The organism is Rhodococcoides kyotonense (assembly GCF_001645385.1).
In the GTDB taxonomy this organism is placed as follows: Bacteria; Actinomycetota; Actinomycetes; order Mycobacteriales; family Mycobacteriaceae; genus Rhodococcoides; species Rhodococcoides kyotonensis_B.
Map to the genome: position 1 here is coordinate 321,237 of NZ_LVHI01000023.1, position 19,658 is coordinate 340,894.

General features: G+C 65.9%; 17 protein-coding genes. 11 read left to right on the forward strand and 6 right to left on the reverse strand.

Going from position 1 to position 19,658, the window contains the following annotated elements:
• Positions 1-22: 22 nt before the first annotated feature.
• The 3 genes from A3K89_RS17405 to A3K89_RS17415 are packed head-to-tail and all read left to right on the forward strand — an operon-like array spanning position 23 to position 2,903.
• Complete coding sequence (locus A3K89_RS17405) at positions 23-1,030, forward strand: Gfo/Idh/MocA family protein (RefSeq protein ID WP_068428304.1); 1,008 nt, start codon at positions 23-25, stop codon at positions 1,028-1,030.
• A complete protein-coding gene (locus A3K89_RS17410) occupies positions 1,027-1,926 on the forward strand; it encodes a sugar phosphate isomerase/epimerase family protein (protein WP_068428305.1) in 900 nt (299 codons plus the stop codon). The genes A3K89_RS17405 and A3K89_RS17410 overlap by 4 nt, the downstream gene beginning before the upstream one ends.
• Positions 1,923-2,903 carry a Gfo/Idh/MocA family protein gene (locus tag A3K89_RS17415; RefSeq protein WP_068428306.1) on the forward strand — a complete coding sequence of 327 codons (981 nt, stop codon included), beginning with the start codon at positions 1,923-1,925 and terminating at the stop codon, positions 2,901-2,903. Before A3K89_RS17410 ends, A3K89_RS17415 begins: the two co-directional genes overlap by 4 nt.
• Positions 2,904-2,954: 51 nt before the next feature.
• Here A3K89_RS17415 and A3K89_RS17420 read toward each other — a convergent pair whose 3' ends face one another.
• Positions 2,955-4,118 (reverse strand): Gfo/Idh/MocA family protein, encoded by a 1,164-nt coding sequence (locus tag A3K89_RS17420; protein WP_302050738.1) that lies wholly within the window; start codon positions 4,116-4,118, stop codon positions 2,955-2,957.
• Positions 4,119-4,272: 154 nt separating this feature from the next.
• Here A3K89_RS17420 and A3K89_RS17425 point away from each other — a divergent pair, with 154 nt between their 5' ends.
• Positions 4,273-5,274, forward strand: a complete 1,002-nt coding sequence (locus A3K89_RS17425) for a LacI family DNA-binding transcriptional regulator (RefSeq protein ID WP_068428308.1) — start codon at positions 4,273-4,275, stop codon at positions 5,272-5,274.
• 104 nt (positions 5,275-5,378) lie between these two features.
• Here A3K89_RS17425 and A3K89_RS17430 read toward each other — a convergent pair whose 3' ends face one another.
• Positions 5,379-6,116 carry a GntR family transcriptional regulator gene (locus tag A3K89_RS17430; protein ID WP_068428309.1) on the reverse strand — a complete coding sequence of 246 codons (738 nt, stop codon included), beginning with the start codon at positions 6,114-6,116 and terminating at the stop codon, positions 5,379-5,381.
• A 265-nt stretch (positions 6,117-6,381) separates the two neighbouring features.
• Here A3K89_RS17430 and iolC point away from each other — a divergent pair, with 265 nt between their 5' ends.
• From iolC to A3K89_RS17470, 7 genes are all read left to right on the forward strand, one after another.
• Positions 6,382-7,368, forward strand: a complete 987-nt coding sequence (iolC, locus tag A3K89_RS17435; protein WP_068429094.1) for a 5-dehydro-2-deoxygluconokinase — start codon at positions 6,382-6,384, stop codon at positions 7,366-7,368.
• The gene (locus tag A3K89_RS17440) at positions 7,361-8,263 is read left to right on the forward strand and encodes a Cgl0159 family (beta/alpha)8-fold protein (RefSeq protein ID WP_068428312.1); all 903 of its coding nucleotides are present in this window, start codon (positions 7,361-7,363) and stop codon (positions 8,261-8,263) included. Before iolC ends, A3K89_RS17440 begins: the two co-directional genes overlap by 8 nt.
• A 1-nt stretch (position 8,264) precedes the next feature.
• Positions 8,265-9,161: a 5-deoxy-glucuronate isomerase gene (iolB, locus tag A3K89_RS17445; RefSeq protein WP_068428315.1), complete on the forward strand. Its 897-nt coding sequence runs from the start codon at positions 8,265-8,267 to the stop codon at positions 9,159-9,161.
• Positions 9,162-9,163: 2 nt separating this feature from the next.
• A complete protein-coding gene (gene iolD / locus A3K89_RS17450) occupies positions 9,164-11,116 on the forward strand; it encodes a 3D-(3,5/4)-trihydroxycyclohexane-1,2-dione acylhydrolase (decyclizing) (protein WP_068429097.1) in 1,953 nt (650 codons plus the stop codon).
• A 16-nt stretch (positions 11,117-11,132) separates the two neighbouring features.
• A complete protein-coding gene (locus A3K89_RS17455; RefSeq protein ID WP_068428317.1) occupies positions 11,133-12,008 on the forward strand; it encodes a sugar phosphate isomerase/epimerase family protein in 876 nt (291 codons plus the stop codon).
• Positions 12,009-12,016: 8 nt separating this feature from the next.
• Positions 12,017-13,660, forward strand: coding sequence for a CoA-acylating methylmalonate-semialdehyde dehydrogenase (locus A3K89_RS26445; protein WP_254303566.1), 1,644 nt, complete (start codon positions 12,017-12,019; stop codon positions 13,658-13,660).
• 123 nt (positions 13,661-13,783) lie between these two features.
• The gene (locus A3K89_RS17470; RefSeq protein WP_068428323.1) at positions 13,784-15,088 is read left to right on the forward strand and encodes a D-alanyl-D-alanine carboxypeptidase family protein; all 1,305 of its coding nucleotides are present in this window, start codon (positions 13,784-13,786) and stop codon (positions 15,086-15,088) included.
• Between the two features lie 3 nt (positions 15,089-15,091).
• Here A3K89_RS17470 and yhjD read toward each other — a convergent pair whose 3' ends face one another.
• The 4 genes from yhjD to A3K89_RS17490 form a co-directional block, all read right to left on the reverse strand.
• The gene (gene yhjD / locus A3K89_RS17475; protein WP_068428326.1) at positions 15,092-16,120 is read right to left on the reverse strand and encodes an inner membrane protein YhjD; all 1,029 of its coding nucleotides are present in this window, start codon (positions 16,118-16,120) and stop codon (positions 15,092-15,094) included.
• Between the two features lie 39 nt (positions 16,121-16,159).
• Positions 16,160-17,200, reverse strand: a complete 1,041-nt coding sequence (trpS, locus tag A3K89_RS17480) for a tryptophan--tRNA ligase (RefSeq protein ID WP_068429100.1) — start codon at positions 17,198-17,200, stop codon at positions 16,160-16,162.
• 35 nt (positions 17,201-17,235) lie between these two features.
• Positions 17,236-18,063 carry an exodeoxyribonuclease III gene (locus A3K89_RS17485; RefSeq protein ID WP_302050739.1) on the reverse strand — a complete coding sequence of 276 codons (828 nt, stop codon included), beginning with the start codon at positions 18,061-18,063 and terminating at the stop codon, positions 17,236-17,238.
• Between the two features lie 90 nt (positions 18,064-18,153).
• Complete coding sequence (locus tag A3K89_RS17490) at positions 18,154-19,620, reverse strand: DUF4153 domain-containing protein (RefSeq protein ID WP_254303567.1); 1,467 nt, start codon at positions 19,618-19,620, stop codon at positions 18,154-18,156.
• Between the last annotated feature and the right edge of the window lie 38 nt (positions 19,621-19,658).

A 19,658-nucleotide genomic window follows, 5' to 3' on the forward strand; every position in this document is an offset into this window, starting at 1 on the left:
TTCCCTTGTGAGGACCACACTGATGGGCGTTACCATCGGCGTCGTCGGCCTCGGCCGCATCGGCGCATTCCATACCGAAACACTGAGCACGTTGGCAGGTGTCGACGGCCTCGTCGTCACCGACGAGCGACCCGCCGTCACCGAATCCGTCGCCGCGAAGTTCGACGCCAAGGCCGTCGACAGCGCGGACGCGCTTCTGAAATCCGGCGTCGACGGTGTCGTCGTCGCAGCCGCGACGCCCGCACACGCGTCGCTGGTGCTCGCCTGCGTCGACGCGGGAATCCCCGTCTTCTGCGAGAAGCCGCTCGCGGCGACACCCGGCGAGAGCCTCGCCGTCGTCCAGGCCATCGAGTCGAGCGACGTCCAGGTCCAGATCGGATACAACCGCCGATTCGCACCCGCATTCGCCGCGGCGAAGACCGCCGTCGACGCCGGTGAACTCGGCTGGTTGCACACCGTGCGTTCGACGACGCTCGACCCTGCTCCCCCGCCGCTCGACTACGTCGCCGTGTCCGGTGGGATCTTCCGCGACTGCAGCGTCCACGACTTCGACATCGTGCGGTGGATCGTCGGTCACGAGGTCGCCGAGGTCTACGCGGCAGGCTCCAACCAGGGCGATCCGGCGTTCACCGAGTACGGCGACGTCGACACCGCCACGGCGACGCTCACGTTCGAGAACGGCACCATCGGCGTCGTGTCGAACACGCGCTACAACGCACGCGGTTACGACTGCCGCCTCGAGGTCCACGGCTCGGCCGACGCCGTCGTCGCGGGCTGGGATGAGCAGGTCCCCGTACGCAATCTCGAAGCGGCAGCGACGTTCCCGAACGGTACGCCGCACAGCTTCTTCATGGACCGCTTCACGTCGGCGTACCAGGTCGAACTCGGCGCGTTCGTCGACATGGCGGCCGGCCGCATCGAATCTCCCTGCACCGCAAGCGATGCGCTCGAAGTGGCCTACATCGCCGAGGCCGCGACCCTGTCCCTGCAACAGCACCGCCCGGTGCGAATCGACGAGGTACGACTGTGACCACTTCCGCTGACATCCGCATTGCAGGCGCACCCATTTCCTGGGGTGTCTGCGAGGTCCCCGGCTGGGGTTACCAGATCGACTCCGACCGCGTCCTGACGGAGATGCGCGACGCCGGGCTCACCGCCACCGAGGTCGGCCCCGAGGGCTTTCTGCCCGCCGATCCGAACGAGCTCGCCGCCACGCTGGACAAGTACAGCCTGAAGTCCGTCGGCGGATTCGCACCGGTGCTGCTGCACCACGCGCATCACGATCCCGTTCCCGGCATCGCACCGCTTCTCGACGCGTTCATCGCCTCCCGGGCCGAGGTCCTCGTCCTCGCCGCGGCGACCGGCGCAGACGGCTACGACTCGCGTCCCGAACTCGACGACGCACAATGGGACACGTTGCTGCGCAACCTCGATCGTCTGCAGGAAGCTGCGGCCGAACGCGGCATCCGCGCCGTGCTGCACCCGCACGTCGGCACGATGATCGAGAAGCGCGACGAGGTGTACCGCGTCCTGAACGGCTCGACCATCCCGCTGTGCCTCGACACAGGACACCTCCTCATCGGCGGCACCGATCCGCTGGACCTGGTGGAGGCACACGCGTCGCGCATCACGCACGCGCACCTGAAGGATGTCGACGCCGCCCTCGCCGCGCGCGTACAAGCCGGCGAACTCACCTACACCGAGGCCGTCGCGCAGGGCATGTACACCCCGCTCGGGACCGGCGACGTGAACATCGCGCGCGTGGTGAACGAGCTGCTCGACGCGGGCTTCGACGGTTGGTTCGTGCTCGAGCAGGACACCATCCTCGCCGAGGAGCCCGCAGGCGCCGGACCTGTGTCCGACGTCATTTCCAGCGTCTCCTACCTCAGAAGCGTCGTGGAAGCCCGGGTAGCCTCGTCGGCGTGAATCAACTAAGGATCGGCGTCCTCGGCGCGTCTCGCATAGCCGAAGAAGCGATCGTCGAACCGGCGAACACTCTCGGACACCGTCTTGTCGCGTGCGCTGCACGCGACAGGACGCGTGCCGAGGTGTTCGCCGAGAAGTACGGTGTGAAGCGGGTTCTCGACTCCTACCAGGCCGTCATCGACGATCCCGAAGTGGACGTGGTCTACAACCCGCTCGCGAACTCCCTCCACGCGCCGTGGAACCTCGCGGCGGTCGAGGCGGGCAAACATGTGCTGACGGAGAAGCCCTTCGCGCGCGATCGCGCGGAGGCGTTCGCCGTCGCGGAAGCCGCCCGAGAAGCGAATGTCGTTGTGATGGAAGGCTTTCACTACCTGTTCCATCCGGTGACGCAGCGACTGCTGCAGGTGGTCGAGGACGGCACACTGGGCGACCTCCGCCATATCGACGTCGTCATGCGCATGCCCGCACCGGAGCCGGGCGACCTACGATGGTCGCTCGACCTCGCAGGCGGCGTGATGATGGATCTGGGGTGCTACGCCCTGCATGCGCTGCGGGCCTTCGGCCGATTCGCGGGCGGCGCACCGACCATCGGCGCAGCCAAGGCCGTCGAACGATTCCCGGGCGTCGACGAATCGATCGATGTCGAACTCGAATTCCCCAGCGGCGCAACAGCTGTGTCCCGCAACTCGATGATCGACGAGGACCACCTGTTCACGCTCCGTGTCATCGGGTCGAAAGGCGAGGCGTTCGCGCACGATTACATCAAGCCCAACAAGGACGACCGGGTCACCGTCACGGTCGGATCCGACACCCGCGTCGAGCATCTCGGCACGCGGTCGTCGTACACGTATCAGTTGGAGGCGTTCGCGGATCACCTGCAGAACGGGACACCCCTGCCGATCGGGCTCGACGACGCCGTCGACAACATGGCGATGATCGACGACGCGTACCGCGCCGCCGGAATGTCGCCCCGCTGAGGTTCGGCTCCCCCGTGCGCATGTGCGTACGGGGGATCTCGGGTCGCCCGCTCAGGCGCCCGGCTTCACCCAGCTCCCCGACTCGACCGAGCGCGTCATCGCGTCGAGCACCTGCGCGCTGCGCACCGCATCCCAGATCGTCGCGCCGACCGGCTTGCCGTCGGCGATGGACTGCAGGAATCGCTTGGCTTCGACGACCTTCAGATCGTCGTAGCCCATGGACGACGCGGATCCCGGCTGGAACGCGCCGTATTCACCCTGCTTCGGGCCGACGAAGATCGTCGACACCGGCTGATCCTGGTACCGGTCACCCACGCAGAGGCCCAGTTCGCCGAGGCGTCGGAAGTCCCAGAAGACAGCACCCTTGGTGCCGTGGATCTCGAAGCCGTACGCGTTCTGCTCCCCTACCGACACGCGGCTCGCCTCGAGCGTCGCGCGCGCACCCGATGCCAGACGCACCTGGCTGCTGACGTAGTCCTCGTTCTCCACCGGTCCGAGCTCGCCACCGGTCGCGAGGGCATGACCGCTGGTCGCGCCCGTCGGCTTCGCACGCTGCGGCACGAAGATCGCGGTGTCGGCGACGAGAGAGTCGATGTCTCCCAACAGGTACCAGAGCAGGTCGGCGCCGTGCGACGCGAGATCGCCCAGCACACCGTTGCCGCCGCGTGCCCGCTCGAAGCGCCAGCTGAGCGCGCCGTCCGGGTGCGCCGCGTAGTCGCTGAAGAAGCGGAAGCGAGCGTGGGTGACGGTACCGATCTCGCCGGCCTCGATCAGTGCCTTCGCCTCTTCGACGGCCGGGGCGTTGCGGTAGTTGAAGCCGACTGCGGTCTGCACACCTGCCTTGTCCGCGGCGACGGCGACAGCGCGGGCGTCGTCCTCGGACAGGCCGACCGGCTTCTCGATCCAGATGTGCTTGCCTGCCTCGACCATCGCGGTACCGATGGTGCGGTGCAGGAAGTTCGGGGCGGTGATCGACACTGCGCCGATGGACGAGTCCTTCTCGATGTCGTGCCAATCGGTGGTCGACGTCTCGAAGCCGAACTGCGCGGCAGCGTCGTCGGCGCGGCCGGGCACCTCGTCGGCGACCGACGCGAGCACCGGAGTCAGCGCGAGTTCGGGATAGTGGTGGCGGATGCGCGCGTAGGCCTGCGTGTGCACGCGGCCCATCCAGCCGAAGCCGGCGACACCCACACGGATGTTCTGCGATGAACTCACTGGATCTGTCTCCTCACGAATACTGAACGTCCGGGATCCGAACACGGTTTTGGACCGGTCCAATCTGTACTAGAGTCTGCGCCACACGACGCCGACGTGTCAACACCGACCCTGCTAGCGTCTGACGAAGACACCGCCGAGAAGGGACACGAACGTGGCGCAGCCGACCATTCGTACCGTCGCAGCGCACGCCGGTGTATCCAAATCGCTTGTCTCCCTTGTTCTCCGCGGATCCAGCTCGGTGAGCGAGGAGAAGCGCGCGGCTGTCGAGGACGCGATCCGCGAACTCGGCTACCGCCCCAATCTCAGCGCGCGCAGCCTGACGCAGAATCGCACACACATTGTCGGAGTTCTCCTCAACGACCTACGCAACCCATGGTTCGTCGACTGCCTCGAGGGCATGACTTCGATTCTGCAGCAACATGATCTGAAGATGTTCCTCGCCGACGGTCGTCTCGATCGCAGTTCCGACGAATCGTTCGTCCGCAGCTTCATGGACCTCCGCCTCGACGGTCTGGCTCTCGTCGGCACCCGACGGCCGACGCCTGCCATCGCCGAAGCAGCAGCGCTGATTCCGACGGTCGTCGTCGCCAGCCGCGACCTCGACTTCCCGGGCGTGGACGTCGTCGCCAACGACGACGAACTCGGCACCCGCTTGGCCGTCGAACACCTTGTCGCACAGGGACATCGACGCATCACCCACATCGCAGGAACCGGGGCCGTCGCCGACATCAGAGCGCAGAGCTATCACGACGCCATGGTCTCGCACGGCCTGAAGCGGCACATTCGCGTCGAGCCCGGCGGCATGACCGAGGACGCAGGCCACGCGGCCTGCTCGCGCATCCTCGACGGACGGACGCGTCCCACCGCGATCTTCGCCGTCAACGACATCGTCGCGATCGGCGCAATGACCGCCTGCCAGGAACGCGGACTGTCGATTCCGCAGCAGGTGTCGATCGTCGGCTACGACAACACGTCCATCGCTCAGCTACGCCACGTCCGGCTGACAAGCGTCGAGAACGCGACGATCGAAGTCGGCGAGCGAGCCGCGACGGCGCTCGTCGATCGCATCGCCGACCCGGATCGCCCCGGCTCGCTGACGTTGGTGCCACCCGCGATTCAGGTGCGCGGGTCGACGGCCCCGCCGGCGCCATGACTCCCGGGCCCTGACTCCGGGGCCATGACTCCCGCGCATCGTTGGTCCACGGCAACTGTCTGTCGGATGCCACGGACCATCGATGCCGAAGAATGCGGCAAGGATCAGCGATCGACGACCGTCGTGTCGAAGTAGTACCGCGACGCACGGTAGGCGTGCGAGCCGAATTCGACGACGCTCCCCGAGTCGTCGAACGCCGTGCGGTGCATCGTGAGCAGCGGGGCCTTGTACTTCTCGTCGAGCAGCAGCGCCTCGTCGCGGTCGGCGGCCTTGGCTCCGATCCGCTGGCGTGCGAGGCGGATGTGCACGCCCCTCGTCCGCAGCGACTGATAGAGGCCGTGATGTTCGAGCTCGTCGGGATCGGGCGCGATCGACGACGGCAGGTGATTCGCCATCAGCGCCAACGGTTCTCCATTGGTGCTGCGAAGCCTGCGGATGGTGACGATCTCGGTGTCGGCGGAGATGTTGAGTTCGCGTGCGACCTCTTCCGACGGCGTCCCGACGTGGTAGTCGAGCAATTTGGTCGACGGGCTCTGCCCGGCGCGCGCGAGGTCGTCGAAGAGACTGGTGAGCTCGACGGGTCGATGCACCGGACTCTGGACGACCTGAGTGCCGACACCGCGCTTACGGACCAGCAGTCCCTTGTCGACGAGTTCCTGAATTGCACGACGCGTGGTCGGACGTGACAGATTCAGTCGTTTGGCAAGTGCCAGTTCGTTCTCGAACCGATCTCCCGGGGCCAACTGCCCGCCGAGAATGGCCGACTCGATCGCCTGCGCCAACTGGAAGTACAGAGGAACCGGGCTGCCTCGATCGAGCTCGACCGACAGCGGTGTGGCCACCGTCGAACTCGCGCCGCTCGTGGGCGCATCCGACGTCGACGCATTGGAAGCAGTCACTGTCCGGCTCCGTATCTCCTCGGGGGCGGTAAATCTACAGCCCGGCTTGATCGGAAGTGTAGGCGAACACTAACATCAGCATGACTGGAAGTAAGAATGTCAGGACAAAGTCTTGACATGGACATGTGGCCTGCAGCACAGTAGTAGGCGACAGCCCCTGCCTCAGAACCTCTCGACCGTCAGTCCCCAAACACCTTTGGAGTCGAACTTGAGCACCTCAGCCGATGCCACGACCACGGCCTTCGACGTCCTCGCCATCGGGCGCAGCGGCGTCGACATCTACCCACTGCAGACCGGTGTCGGTCTGGAGGACGTCGAGTCCTTCGGCAAGTTCCTCGGAGGAAGCGCGGCGAACGTCACCGTCGCCGCGGCACGCCTCGGACGGAAGTCGGCACTGATCTCGGGCGTCGGCAACGATCCCTTCGGGCGTTACGTCGCAGGCGAACTGGCTCGCTTGGGCGTCGACAACCGCTTCGTCGTCACGGACTCGCAGTTCGCCACCCCGGTCACCTTCTGCGAGATCTTCCCGCCCGACGATTTCCCGCTGTACTTCTACCGCAAGCCGTCGGCACCGGACCTGCAGATCCGTCCGGAGAACATCGACGTCGACGCCGTCAAGAACGCACGGCTGTACTGGTCTACCGTCACCGGCCTGTCCGAAGAGCCGAGCCGCAGTGCGCATTTCACCGCGTGGGAAGCTCGTGGCCGCGCACCGCTGACCGTCCTCGACCTCGACTACCGTCCGATGTTCTGGGAGACGACCGCCGCTGCGACCGAGCAGGTCCAGAAGGCGCTCCAGCACGTCACCGTCGCCGTCGGCAACAAGGAGGAGTGCGAGGTCGCCGTCGGCGAAACCGATCCGAACAAGGCTGCCGACGCATTGCTGGACCTGGGCGTCGAACTCGCCATCGTCAAGATGGGCCCGAAGGGCGTCATGGGCAAGACCAAGAACGAGACCGTCACCGTGCCGCCGAACTTCGTCGACGTCGTCAACGGCCTCGGTGCAGGCGACAGCTTCGGCGGATCGCTGTGCAACGGCCTGCTCGCCGAGTGGCCGCTCGAGAAGATTCTCCGTTACGGCAACGCGGCAGGCGCCATCGTCGCTTCGCGCCTGGAGTGCTCCACCGCCATGCCCACCGCGACCGAGGTCGCCGAACTCGCCGACAAGGCTGCTACGGAGTCCGTGAATGTCTGAGACCACCTTGACCCCCGCACCCGCTGCATCCAGCTACGCCGAGGTCACCGCGATCCGCGCAAGCGATCCGCAGGCCATCGAGCGTGCCTGGGCGACGCGTACGACGCGTGAGACCATTCGAGGCAACGGCCGGCTCATGATCGTCGCCGCCGACCACCCTGCCCGTGGCGCGCTGTCCGTCGGCTCGAACATGACGGCGATGAACAGCCGCACCGAGCTGCTCGACCGGCTGCGCACCGCACTCGCGAACCCCGGCGTCGACGGCGTCCTCGCCTCCCCCGAGATCCTCGACGACCTCGTGCTCCTCGGCGCTCTCGAGGACAAGGTCGTGTTCTCGTCGATGAACCGCGGCGGCCTCGCAGGCGCGTCGTTCGAGCTCGACGACCGCATGACCGCAGCGACCGCAGCCGCCACGGCCAAGGCGCGTATGAACGGCGCGAAGATGCTGACCCGCATCGCACTCGACGACCCGGGCACGCTGTCCACGATGACCGCCTGCGCCCAGGCCATCGACGAACTCGCCGAGCGTCAGCTCATCGCCATGGTCGAGCCGTTCCTGTCACGCCGTGTCGACGGACGCGTCAAGAACGACCTGAGCACCGACGCCGTCATCAAGTCCATTCACGTCACCCAGGGCCTCGGATCCACGTCCGCGTACACCTGGATGAAGCTGCCCGTCGTCGACGAGATGGAACGCGTCATGGACGCCACGACGCTCCCGACGCTTCTTCTCGGCGGCGACCCGCAGACCGCTCCGGAAGAGACCTTCGCCAGCTGGGCGAACGCGCTCGCGATCCCGGCCGTGCGCGGTCTGATCGTCGGACGCACCCTGCTGTACCCCAAGGACGGCGACGTCGCAGCCGCCGTCGCGACCGCAGTGAACATGGTGAGGTGACATGAACTCCGAGTACTACATCGCAGCAGGCGACGGAGCCAAGGACGGCTTCGACGTCGTCGTCACGCCCGAATCCGCGGGGTGGACCGAATCCAGCCTCTGGACACTGACTCTCGCCGCAGGGCAGTCCGTCGATCTGTCGTCAGGCCCCGACGAGATCATGGTCGTGCCGCTGTCGGGTTCGGCGACGGTCACCAGTGACGGCACGAAGTTCGAGCTCGCCGGCCGTGCATCGGTGTTCGACGGCCCGTCCGACTTCGCTTACGTCGGAAAGGATTCGGCCTACACCGTCTCCAGCACCGACGGCGGACGGTTCGCTCTCTGCGGCGCCCGCGCCGAGAAGAAGCTGCCGTTCCGCTACGTTCCGGCAGCCGACATCTCCGTCGAACTGCGCGGCGCGGGCAACTGCAGCCGACAGGTCCACAACTTCGGTACCGCCGACACGTTCGAGGCCGACTCGATCATCGCGTGCGAGGTGATCACTCCCGGCGGCAACTGGTCGTCGTACCCCGGCCACAAGCACGACGAGAACACCGAGCACGAGTCCGCTCTCGAGGAGATCTACTACTTCGAGATCGCGCCGGGACCTGACCAGAGCAACGGATTTGGTTACCACCGCGTCTACGGCACACCGCAGCGTCCGATCGAGGTGCTCGAAGAGGTCCGCACCGGTGACGTCGTGCTGGTGCCGCACGGCTACCACGGCCCGTCCGTCGCAGCCCCGGGGTACCACATGTACTACCTGAACGTCATGGCCGGACCGGGCAAGGAACGGGCCTGGAACATCGTCGACGATCCCGAGCACACCTGGATCCGCGGCACCTGGGCAGACCAGGCCGTCGATCCGCGCCTGCCCCTCCACAGCTCTTCCACCAACACCGCATCCGAAGGAGCATGATCGTGGTGTCCACCGCGCCGATCTCGGCGAGCAAGACCGAAAACACCGAGGGCACAGTTCGTCTCACGGTGTCCCAGGCGACCGTCAAGTTCCTGGCGAACCAGTACGTGGAGCGTGACGGCGTTCGCACCAAGTTCTTCGCCGGCGCGTTCGGCATCTTCGGACACGGCAACGTCGCCGGCCTCGGCCAGGCGCTGCTGCAGGCCGAGATCGACGCCGTCGAAGCAGGCACCGACCCCGAACTGCCTTACGTCCTCGGGCGCAACGAGCAGGCCATGGTGCACAGCGCCGTCGCCTACGCACGCCAGAAGGACCGCCTGCAGACGTGGGCCGTCACGGCCTCCGTCGGCCCCGGCTCCACGAACATGCTGACCGGCGCCGCGCTGGCGACGATCAACCGCCTGCCCGTGCTGCTGCTTCCCGCCGACACGTTCGCCACCCGTGCGAGCGCACCCGTGCTGCAGGAGCTCGAACTTCCGTCCAGCGGCGACGTCACGGTCAACGATTCGTTCAAGCCGCTCTCGCGCTACTTCGACCGCGTGTGGCGTCCCGAGCAGCTGCCCGGCGCTCTGCTCGGTGCGATGCGTGTGTTGACCGATCCGGTCGAGACCGGCGCGGCCACCGTCGCCATCCCGCAGGACGTTCAGGCCGAGGCGTTCGACTGGCCCGAGTCGCTGTTCGCACCGCGTACCTGGCACGTCGCACGCCCGCTGCCGGAGAAGTCCGTCATCGCCCGTGCCGCCGAGGTCATCCGTACGGCGAAGAAGCCGATGATCGTCGCAGGCGGTGGCGTCATCTACTCCGGCGCGACCGACGCGCTGGCGTCGTTCTGCGAGAAGACCGGGATCCCGGTCGGCCAGAGCCAGGCGGGCAAGGGTTCGCTGAAGTACGACCACCCGCAGTCCGTCGGCGCTCTCGGCTCGACCGGTACGACGTCGGCCAACGCCCTCGCCACCGAAGCCGACGTCATCATCGGAATCGGCACGCGCTACAGCGACTTCACGTCCGCGTCGCGCACCGCGTTCAACAACCCCGACGTTCGCTTCGTCAACATCAACGTCGCGTCGATCGACTCGGTGAAGCAGGGCGGCATCTCGGTCGTGTCCGACGCTCGCGAAGCGCTGGAGGCTCTTGCGGTCGAATTGGGCGACTACACTGTTCCGTCCGAATACCGCACGCGTACAAGCGAACTCGCACAGGAGTGGGACGACACGGTGGCGTCGGTCTACAAGATCGAAGACCCGTCGGCACCACTGAACCAGAACCAGGTGATCGGTCTGGCCAACACGCTGTCCGATCCTCGCGACGTCGTGGTCTGCGCTGCAGGATCGATGCCCGGTGACCTCCACAAGCTGTGGCGCACACGCGATTCCAAGGGTTATCACGTCGAGTACGGCTTCTCCTGCATGGGATACGAGGTTGCCGGCGGCATCGGCGCCAAGATGGCCGAGCCCGATCGCGACGTGTTCATCATGGTCGGCGACGGCTCCTACCTCATGATGGCGACCGAACTGGTCACCGCCGTGCAGGAGGGCGTCAAGATCATCATGATCCTCGTGCAGAACCACGGATTCGCATCCATCGGTTCGCTGTCGGAATCCCTTGGCTCGCAGCGCTTCGGCACCGACTACCGCTACCGCGCGGAGAACGGCCGCCTGCAGGGAGACAAGCTGCCTGTGGATCTCGCTGCCAACGCAGCCAGCCTCGGCGTCGAGGTCGTCCGCGTGAACAACGGCTCCGAGTTCACCGACGCGGTCAAGGCCGCCAAGGCGAGCGAGACGTCCACCGTCATCCACGTCGAGACCGACCCGCTGATCGCGGCTCCGGACTCCGAGTCGTGGTGGGACGTCCCGGTCAGCGCGACCTCCACGCTCGAGTCGACGCAGACCGCGTACGCCACCTACGAGAAGTGGAAGAAGATCCAGCGCCCCTTCCTCCGTCCGTCCGGAAACTGACAGGAATCTCCACACGATGAAGATCGCACTCGATCCCACCCCGTTCCACCACGATTTCTCGCTACTGGAGCTGCCTCGTGTCGTGGCCGACCTCGGCTACGAGTACCTGCAGCTCACGCCGCACGTGGACATGATCCCGTTCTTCAACCACCCGAAGGCCGACGACGACCTGGTCGCCAAGTTCAAGAAGGCCTGCAAGGACGCCGGCGTCGGCATCGCCTCGGTGCTGCCCGTGCTGCGCTGGTCCGGCCCGGACGAGGACGCCCGCGAAGCAGCCGTACGGTACTGGAAGCGTGCCATCCAGATCACCGTCGACCTCGGCGTGAACGTCATGAACACCGAGTTCAGCGGACGCCCGGAGAAGGCCGAAGAGTCCGAGCGCGCCTTCTACCGTTCGATGGAAGAACTCGTTCCGATCGTCGAGCGTGAAGGCATCGACGTCCGAATCGATCCGCACCCGGACGATTTCGTCGAGGACGGCCAGGCGGCCATTCGCGTCATCCGGGGCATCAATTCGAAGAACTTCGGCATGGTCGTCGTCGCGTGCCACCAGTTCCACATGGGCGGAGACCTGCCCGGAATCCTGCGCACCGCAGGCGATCTCGTGCGCCTGGTGCACGTCGCCGACACGATGGACCACCACCGTTCGCACGGCCTGCGCTACATCACCAACCCGCCCGGAAACGCAGTACGCGTCCACCAGCACCTGAAGATCGGTGACGGCGACGTCAACTGGAACGAATTCTTCGGCGGCCTGGGCGAATTGGGCTTCTACGACAAGGACGACACCGTGATGGTGTCGAGCGTCTTCGGAGAGAACGAGAACGCGCACGAAGTGTCTCGCTACCAGCTGAAGACGATGAACGAGTACATCGCAAAGTTCAAGAAGTAAGGACGGATATGAGCAACGTGATCAGCCACTGGCTGGACAACAAGGAATTCGCCGGCACCTCCGGTAACACCGCACCGGTCACCAACCCCGCTACCGGCGAGGTCACCGGACAACTGGCACTGGCCAATCTGGACGATGCCCGCACCGTCATCGACGCCGCCGCAGCCGCGTTCCCCGCCTGGCGCGACACCTCCCTCGCCAAGCGCGTGCAGGTCCTGTTCAAATTCCGCGAACTCCTGAACGAACGCAAGGGTGAGTTAGCGGAAATCATCACCGCCGAACACGGCAAAGTACTCTCCGACGCATTGGGTGAAATCTCCCGCGGCCAGGAAGTCGTCGAATTCGCCTGCGGCATCCCGCATTTGTTGAAGGGCGGCTTCACCGAGAACGCCTCCACCAAAGTCGACGTCTACTCCATCCGCCAACCCCTCGGCCCCGTCGGCATCATCTCCCCCTTCAACTTTCCCGCCATGGTCCCGATGTGGTTCTTCCCCGTCGCCATCGCCGCCGGCAACACCGTCGTACTCAAGCCGTCGGAAAAAGACCCCACCGCCTCCATCTGGATCGCGAACCTCTGGGCCGAAGCAGGCCTGCCCGCAGGCGTGTTCAACGTCCTGCAAGGCGACAAGCTCGCCGTCGACGAACTCCTCGAGAACAAGAAGATCAAAGCGATCTCCTTCGTCGGCTCCACCCCCATCGCCCAATACGTCTACAGCGTCGGCACCGCGAACGGTAAACGCGTCCAAGCTTTGGGTGGCGCGAAGAANCAAGGCGACAAGCTCGCCGTCGACGAACTCCTCGAGAACAAGAAGATCAAAGCGATCTCCTTCGTCGGCTCCACCCCCATCGCCCAATACGTCTACAGCGTCGGCACCGCGAACGGTAAACGCGTCCAAGCTTTGGGTGGCGCGAAGAACCACGCCATCGTCCTGCCCGACGCCGACCTCGACCTCGCCGCCGACGCCATGGTCAACGCCGGCTTCGGCTCCGCAGGCGAACGCTGCATGGCCATCTCCGCACTCGTCGCCGTCGGCGACATCGCCGACGACCTCGTCGCGAAAATCGTCGAACGCACCACCCCCCTCGTCACCGGCGACGGCACCAAGAACTCCGACATGGGCCCCCTCGTCACCCAGGCGCACCGCGACAAAGTCGCCTCCTACGTCGACGCAGGCGAAGCAGCAGGCGCCACCATCGTCGTCGACGGCCGCCAAGTCCAGCCCGACGGCGGCAAAGACGGATTCTGGCTCGGACCGACCCTGATCGACAACGTCACCACCGACATGTCGATCTACACCGACGAAATCTTCGGACCCGTCCTGTCCGTCGTCCGCGTCGACAGCTACGACGAAGCCCTCCAACTGATCAACGACAACCCCTACGGCAACGGCACCGCCATCTTCACCAACGACGGCGGCGCAGCACGCAGGTTCCAGAACGAAGTCGAGGTCGGCATGGTCGGTATCAACGTCCCCATCCCCGTCCCCATGGCCTACTACAGCTTCGGCGGCTGGAAGAACAGCCTCTTCGGCGACACCCACGCCCACGGCACCGAAGGCATCCACTTCTTCACCCGCGGCAAAGCCATCACCAGCCGCTGGCTCGACCCCAGCCACGGCGGCATCAACCTCGGATTCCCCGAAAACAGCTGACACCCCCTCGTGCGCGCGAATGTATAGCCCGCTATACATTCGCGCGCACGAGGCGTAGCCCTGGGGAGTAGGTTCGGTGAGTCGGCGGCATACACCGAACTCCGAGTCCTAGGGTAGTTCGCGATGAGAACGATTTTCCGGGCGGCAGCGGCCTTGACTGCTACGGCGCTGCTGTTCGCAGGCGGCGGACCGGCACTTGCTCAACCTCCGGTCCAGCCTCCGAACGAGACGACCACCACGCCGTTCACTACGCCGAACACCGACGACTGCCCGTACGCGGCGTCGCCTCCCCCGGCGATCGATCTGTCCGAAGTCCCCGCACCCGGCGATCCGACGCCGGAGCCCCTTCCGGTCCCCGCGGAGGCAGTCGGCGGGGACGCTCTGGCCGCGTGCGGCACGATCACTCCCGACGGTGCAGGTCCGCTACCGGCCGACATCTCGGCGACCGGCTGGGTTCTGTCCGATCTCGACACCGGCGACGTCATTGCCGCCAAGGATCCGCACGGACGCTATCGACCGGCGAGCACCATCAAGATTTTGCTCGCATTGGTCGCTCTCGACGAGCTCGACCCGAATACGACGATCGTCGCCACTGCCGACGACGCCAATGCGGAGGGCAGCGCTGTCGGCATCGGAAAGAACGGCGTCTACACCAACTTCCAATTGATGCAGGGACTCGTCATGGCGTCGGGCAACGACGCGGCGCACGCTCTCGCTGCACAGATGGGCGGCGACGCGGCAACCGTCGCCAAGATGAACGCGAAAGCGAAAGAACTGGGCGCCCTCGATACGCGCACCGCGACGCCGTCAGGCCTGGACGGACCCGGAATGTCCAGTTCTGCATACGATCTCGCCTTGTTCTTCCGGGAAGCGATGCGGAACCCGATGTTCGCGCAACTGATCTCCACGGAGACGGTCGAATTTCCGGGCTTTCCCAAGGACCCGACGATTCCCGACGATCAGGATCGCCCCGGCTTCACGTTGTCCAACGACAACCCACTGCTCTACAACTACGAGGGAGCGCTGGGAGGGAAGACTGGCTACACCGACGACGCACGTCAGACGTTCGTCGGAGGCGCGGAACGCGGTGGCAGACGGCTCGCGGTCACGATCATGAAGGGCGACGTCCTGCCGATCCGCCCATGGGAACAGGCTGCTCGGCTTCTCGATTACGGATTCGCGACGGCTCCCGGCACCAGCGTCGCTGAGCTGGTCGACGCGAATTCGGTGGGCGCCGTGAGCAGTACGCGTCCGACGCCGCAGAGCCCGACCCTGGCTGCCCCACCTGACAACGCCACCCAGCGAGCCACCGCGGCCGACGACGGTGGCAGTGACACGACTGCGCTCCGCATCGGAATCGGCGTGGTCGGAGGCATCGTCGTCCTGGCCCTTCTGATCGGTGCGCGCCGACTCAGTCGACGACCATGAGGTTCAGCGCCGTCGGCCGAGGAACCCTCCCAGACCCACGACGGCAAGCGCACCCGCGCCGACCAGAGCGAGTCCGCCCCTGACCGTCGGTCCGTTGTTGACCTCGAGACGCGGTGCGATCACGGCCGAATCCGGTGGCGGAACGAATGCCAACGCCAACGCCTCCCGGGTCGTGGCCGCGAAAGCGGTGGCGAACAGGATGAACCGCGACGTCGTGAAGACGAACACAAGCAGACCGATGATCGGGCCGAACACCACTCCCGCTGGGCCGGACGTCACCGACGCGAGGTAGATGGCCGCGATCTGTTTGAAGATCTCGAATCCGACGGCCGCCAACAGGCCGCCCTTCAAGGCGCTGCGGAACGGAACGGGCTCGCGGGGCAGCCGCGAGATGACCCAGGTGAACACCAACCACGATGCAACGATGGCCAGAACCACCGACACGATGCGTAGGAAGACCCCGACGCCGGGCGCATTGTCGAGTTTGACGAGTTCGAGAATGCCACGCATGACGCCGCTGCCGTTCAGCGCCGACAGTCCCAACGACACCGCCGCCGCGAGACCGAGCCCGAGCAGAGCAGCGAAGTCGCGCAGCTTGGTCGACAGGAAACCGCCCTGCTCGTGCGTCGACTCCCACATCGCGGTCAATGCGGCGCGCAGGTTGGCCACCCAGCCGAGTCCCGCGTACAGCGCACCGAGCAGACCGATGATGCCGACGCTGGTGCGCGACTCGATGGCCGTGTCGACGAGCGAATTGACCGTGTCGCCGAGGCTTCCGGGAATGTTGTCGGTGATCTGCTTGCGAATCTCGTCGAGCCATTCGGGATGGCCGACCAGCACGAAGCCGGCGACGGCGAACGCCACCATCAGTAGCGGGAACAATGCCAGGACGCTGAAATACGTCATCCCGGCGGCGTAGTAATCGCCCTTCTGAGACTGATAGCGCGACGCAGCACGCACCGTGTGGTCGAACCACGGCCACTTCGCACGACGCTCCGCAAGGATCGCTTGGAAGTCGGGAACGACAATCACCCTCTCGCTGTCAGGCCCTCACTGCCAACGAGCCCGCTGTCAGGAGAGCGGAGCCAGGAACCCCACCCGGTCGTACACCTGCGCCAACGTGCGTGACGCTACCTCTCGGGCCCGATCCGCACCGTCGGCGAGGATCTTGTCCAGTTCGGCAATATCGGACATATACCCGTCGACCCTAGCCTTAAGCGGCGTCACGAACTCGGTCAACACGTCCGCGGTGTCGGACTTGAGGTCTCCGTAACCCTTGCCGGCGTACCCCGCGACGAGCTCGTCGATGGTCCGATCCGACAGCGCAGACTGAATGACCAGAAGATTGCTGACGCCCGGCTTGGCAACCGGATCGAAGACGATGTCGCGTTCGTTGTCGGTGACCGCCGACCGCAATTTCTTCGCCGTCACCTTCGGATCGTCGAGGAGGTTGACGATGCCCGCCGGGTTGGACCCCGACTTGCTCATCTTCGCGGTGGGCTCCTGCAGGTCGAAGATCTTCGCGGTGCCCTTGATGATGTGCGCCTCGGGCACGAGGAACGTCTTCTTGAACCGAGTGTTGAAGCGCTGCGCCAGGTCACGCGTCAGTTCGAGGTGCTGACGCTGATCCTCGCCGACGGGCACGAGGTTGGGGCGGTAGAGCAGGATGTCGGCAGCCTGCAGGATCGGATACGTGAACAGACCGACGGTCGTCTGATCACGACCCTGCTTGACCGACTTGTCCTTGAACTGCGTCATCCGCCCGGCCTCACCGAAACCGGTGAGGCAGTTGAGGACCCACGCGAGCTGAGCATGTTCGGGAACCTGGCTCTGCACGAACAGCGTCGAACGCGACGGATCGATGCCGACGGCCAGCAATTGCGCCGCCGCGATGCGGGTGCGCTGCCGCAGGGCCTTCGGATCCTGCGGAACGGTGATGGCGTGCAAATCCGGGATGAAGTAGAACGCGTCGTAGTCCTCCTGCAACGCCACCCACTGACGCACGGCACCCAGGTAGTTGCCGAGGTGGAACGAGTCCGCCGTCGGCTGGATGCCGGACAGAACGCGCTGACGCGGTCCCTGTGGAGTGTCGGATTGTGCGGGGGAAGACATGGTCACGATCTTTTCACGTCCCGGCAAGCCGATTCTCAGCGGTACCGAACGGTGACAGGCGCATGATCGGACCACCGCTGGTCGTACGCGTCGACACGTTCGGTGACGGCTTCCTTCGCACGTTCGGCGAGCGTGCGCGTCGCGAACTGGTAGTCGATGCGCCAGCCTGCGTCGTTGTCGAACGCCTTGCCGCGGTACGACCACCAGCTGTACGGACCTTCGACGTCCGGGTGCAGCTGACGCACGACGTCGGTCCAGTGCGCGCCGTCCGCCAGCAGCGCAGAGACCCATTCGCGCTCCTCCGGGAGGAACCCGGAATTCTTACGGTTGGTCTTCCACGCCTTCAGGTCGTTCTCGGTGTGCGCGATGTTCCAGTCGCCGCAGATGACGAGATCACGATCGGCCGACGTGGCTGCCGACGCGGCCGCGTCGAGGTACGCCGCGAACGCCGCCATGAACCGTTCCTTCTCCTCCTGACGCTCGGTACCGACCTCGCCCGAGGGGAGATAGAGACTCGCGACGGTGACGTCGTCGAAATCGGCTTCGATGTAGCGCCCGGACTCTGCGAACTCGGCAGCATCCGCATCGGCACCGATACCGACTCGGACGGCGTCCGGTGCGGTGCGCGACAGGATCGCGACACCGTTGCGTCCCTTGGCCGACGGCTCGGCCGACGCCAGATGCCACCCGGCGTCGAGCGCCGGAGCCAGGGCCTTCGTCAACTCACCGTCGTTCGCGCGTGTTTCCTGCAAACAGATGACGTCTGCGTCGGTGGTCTCGAGCCACGGCAACATTCCCTTGCGGGCAGCAGCGCGGATTCCGTTGACATTGACAGTGGAAACGGTGAACGGGGAGTCAGTCACGTCCCGCACCGTAGCGGAGACCACCGACAGACCGGCAATCGCGAACGTCGTCCAGACGTCGATCCCGTCGGCTTTCCCTGTGGAAGACCCTCACCGCACCGACGGGCATGGAAGAACCGGGCGCCCGTCCAGAACGGTGCGCGCACGGGAGTCGGCGACGTTCCATTCGTTCCAACGTCGAGGCTCGACGCGCGGCAGGACGCAACTGCGGTACGGCTCGGGCAGGCGATCGAGTTCGCCCGTCGCATCGGCGGACAGTTCGGCGAGATATCGGGTGTCGATCTCGCCTGTCTCGACGAAGCGATCGACGTTGTGCCGGGCGACGTACGCGTCGGGGTTCAGCAGCGCGAGACCGAGAACCGTGGCGACGACGGCGACACCCACCGCGCGTGGCAGCCAGCGGCCCGACATGGACACACCCGCGATCAGCACGAGAACGAACACGCCGCCCAGCAGTAACTCGACCGCGGTGACGAACAGCCGCAACGTGGTGTAGCCGTACTGCTCCTCGTACAGCGACATCCGGTGCAATGCCGACGCGACGACGACGAGCGACAGTAGACACAGCGCACCGAGAAGGGCCCGCAGCACGACGCGATCGCGTCGAGTCTCTCGCGACGCCTTCCGAACGGTGACTGCGAGGACGACCAGCGTCAGTCCCGTCACGGTGAGCAGCTGCCAGAAGCCCTGCCTGGCGTACTCGGCGTTGGTCAATCCGTCGGTGACGAGCACGTGCTCTTGTCCCCCGAACAACGTAGCCGCCTGTACCGCGACGAACACACAGAACACGGCGACGAGCGCGCCGAGAGGAATTGCCCACTCCCACAACCGAACACGCGAGCGCGGTTTGCGGGCGAAAACATCGAACCGTGGCGGATGTCCGACGACGTACGCAGCCGTCAGCGCAGCGAGCGTCACGAGAGCGAACAGCACGGTCCGCGCCACGACGACGTCCGATCGCCACCGTGGTGTCACGGCATCGACCGCCCGCGCGAACACCGGGTCCGCTCCGGCGAACAAGGTCACGAACACGACGACGAGCACAGCCGTCGTCGCGAGAACTGCCACGACCCGACCTGCACGCAGCTCGCCGGCCCGCACGTCTCTGGCACCTCGCGAGCACCACCGGTACAGACGCGCCGGCACGAAGAGCGGTACGAGCGCGCCGAGTGCAAGACCGATCCACGTACGCCCGCGGCACGCGACGGCGCCTGCGACGATCACGGCCAGCCACAGCGACAGCGTCACCAGCCACTCGGACGTCCGGAACGCCGCGACCGAGACGAGCGCAAGTACTGCCGCTGCTCCGGCAACGCCCCATGCGGTCGGACGACGTCGCGCTGCGACGAGCACGACGCCGGTGACGGCTATAGCGGTGAGCGGATAGGCGATGCCTGGGGCACCCAGGAGAATCGCCCCTGCGACGCCCGCGGCGATCGCCGCCAGCAGCACACGGGGCGACGCCGCGCGATAGGCCCGCCTGGGCCAGACGCGCGGGGGCCACAGCGATTCCATGGGTGTACGGGTGACAGCTTTCGGTTCCACGTCGACGATCACGGCACGACCTTTCTGTTGCGGGCACGACGAGATGAACG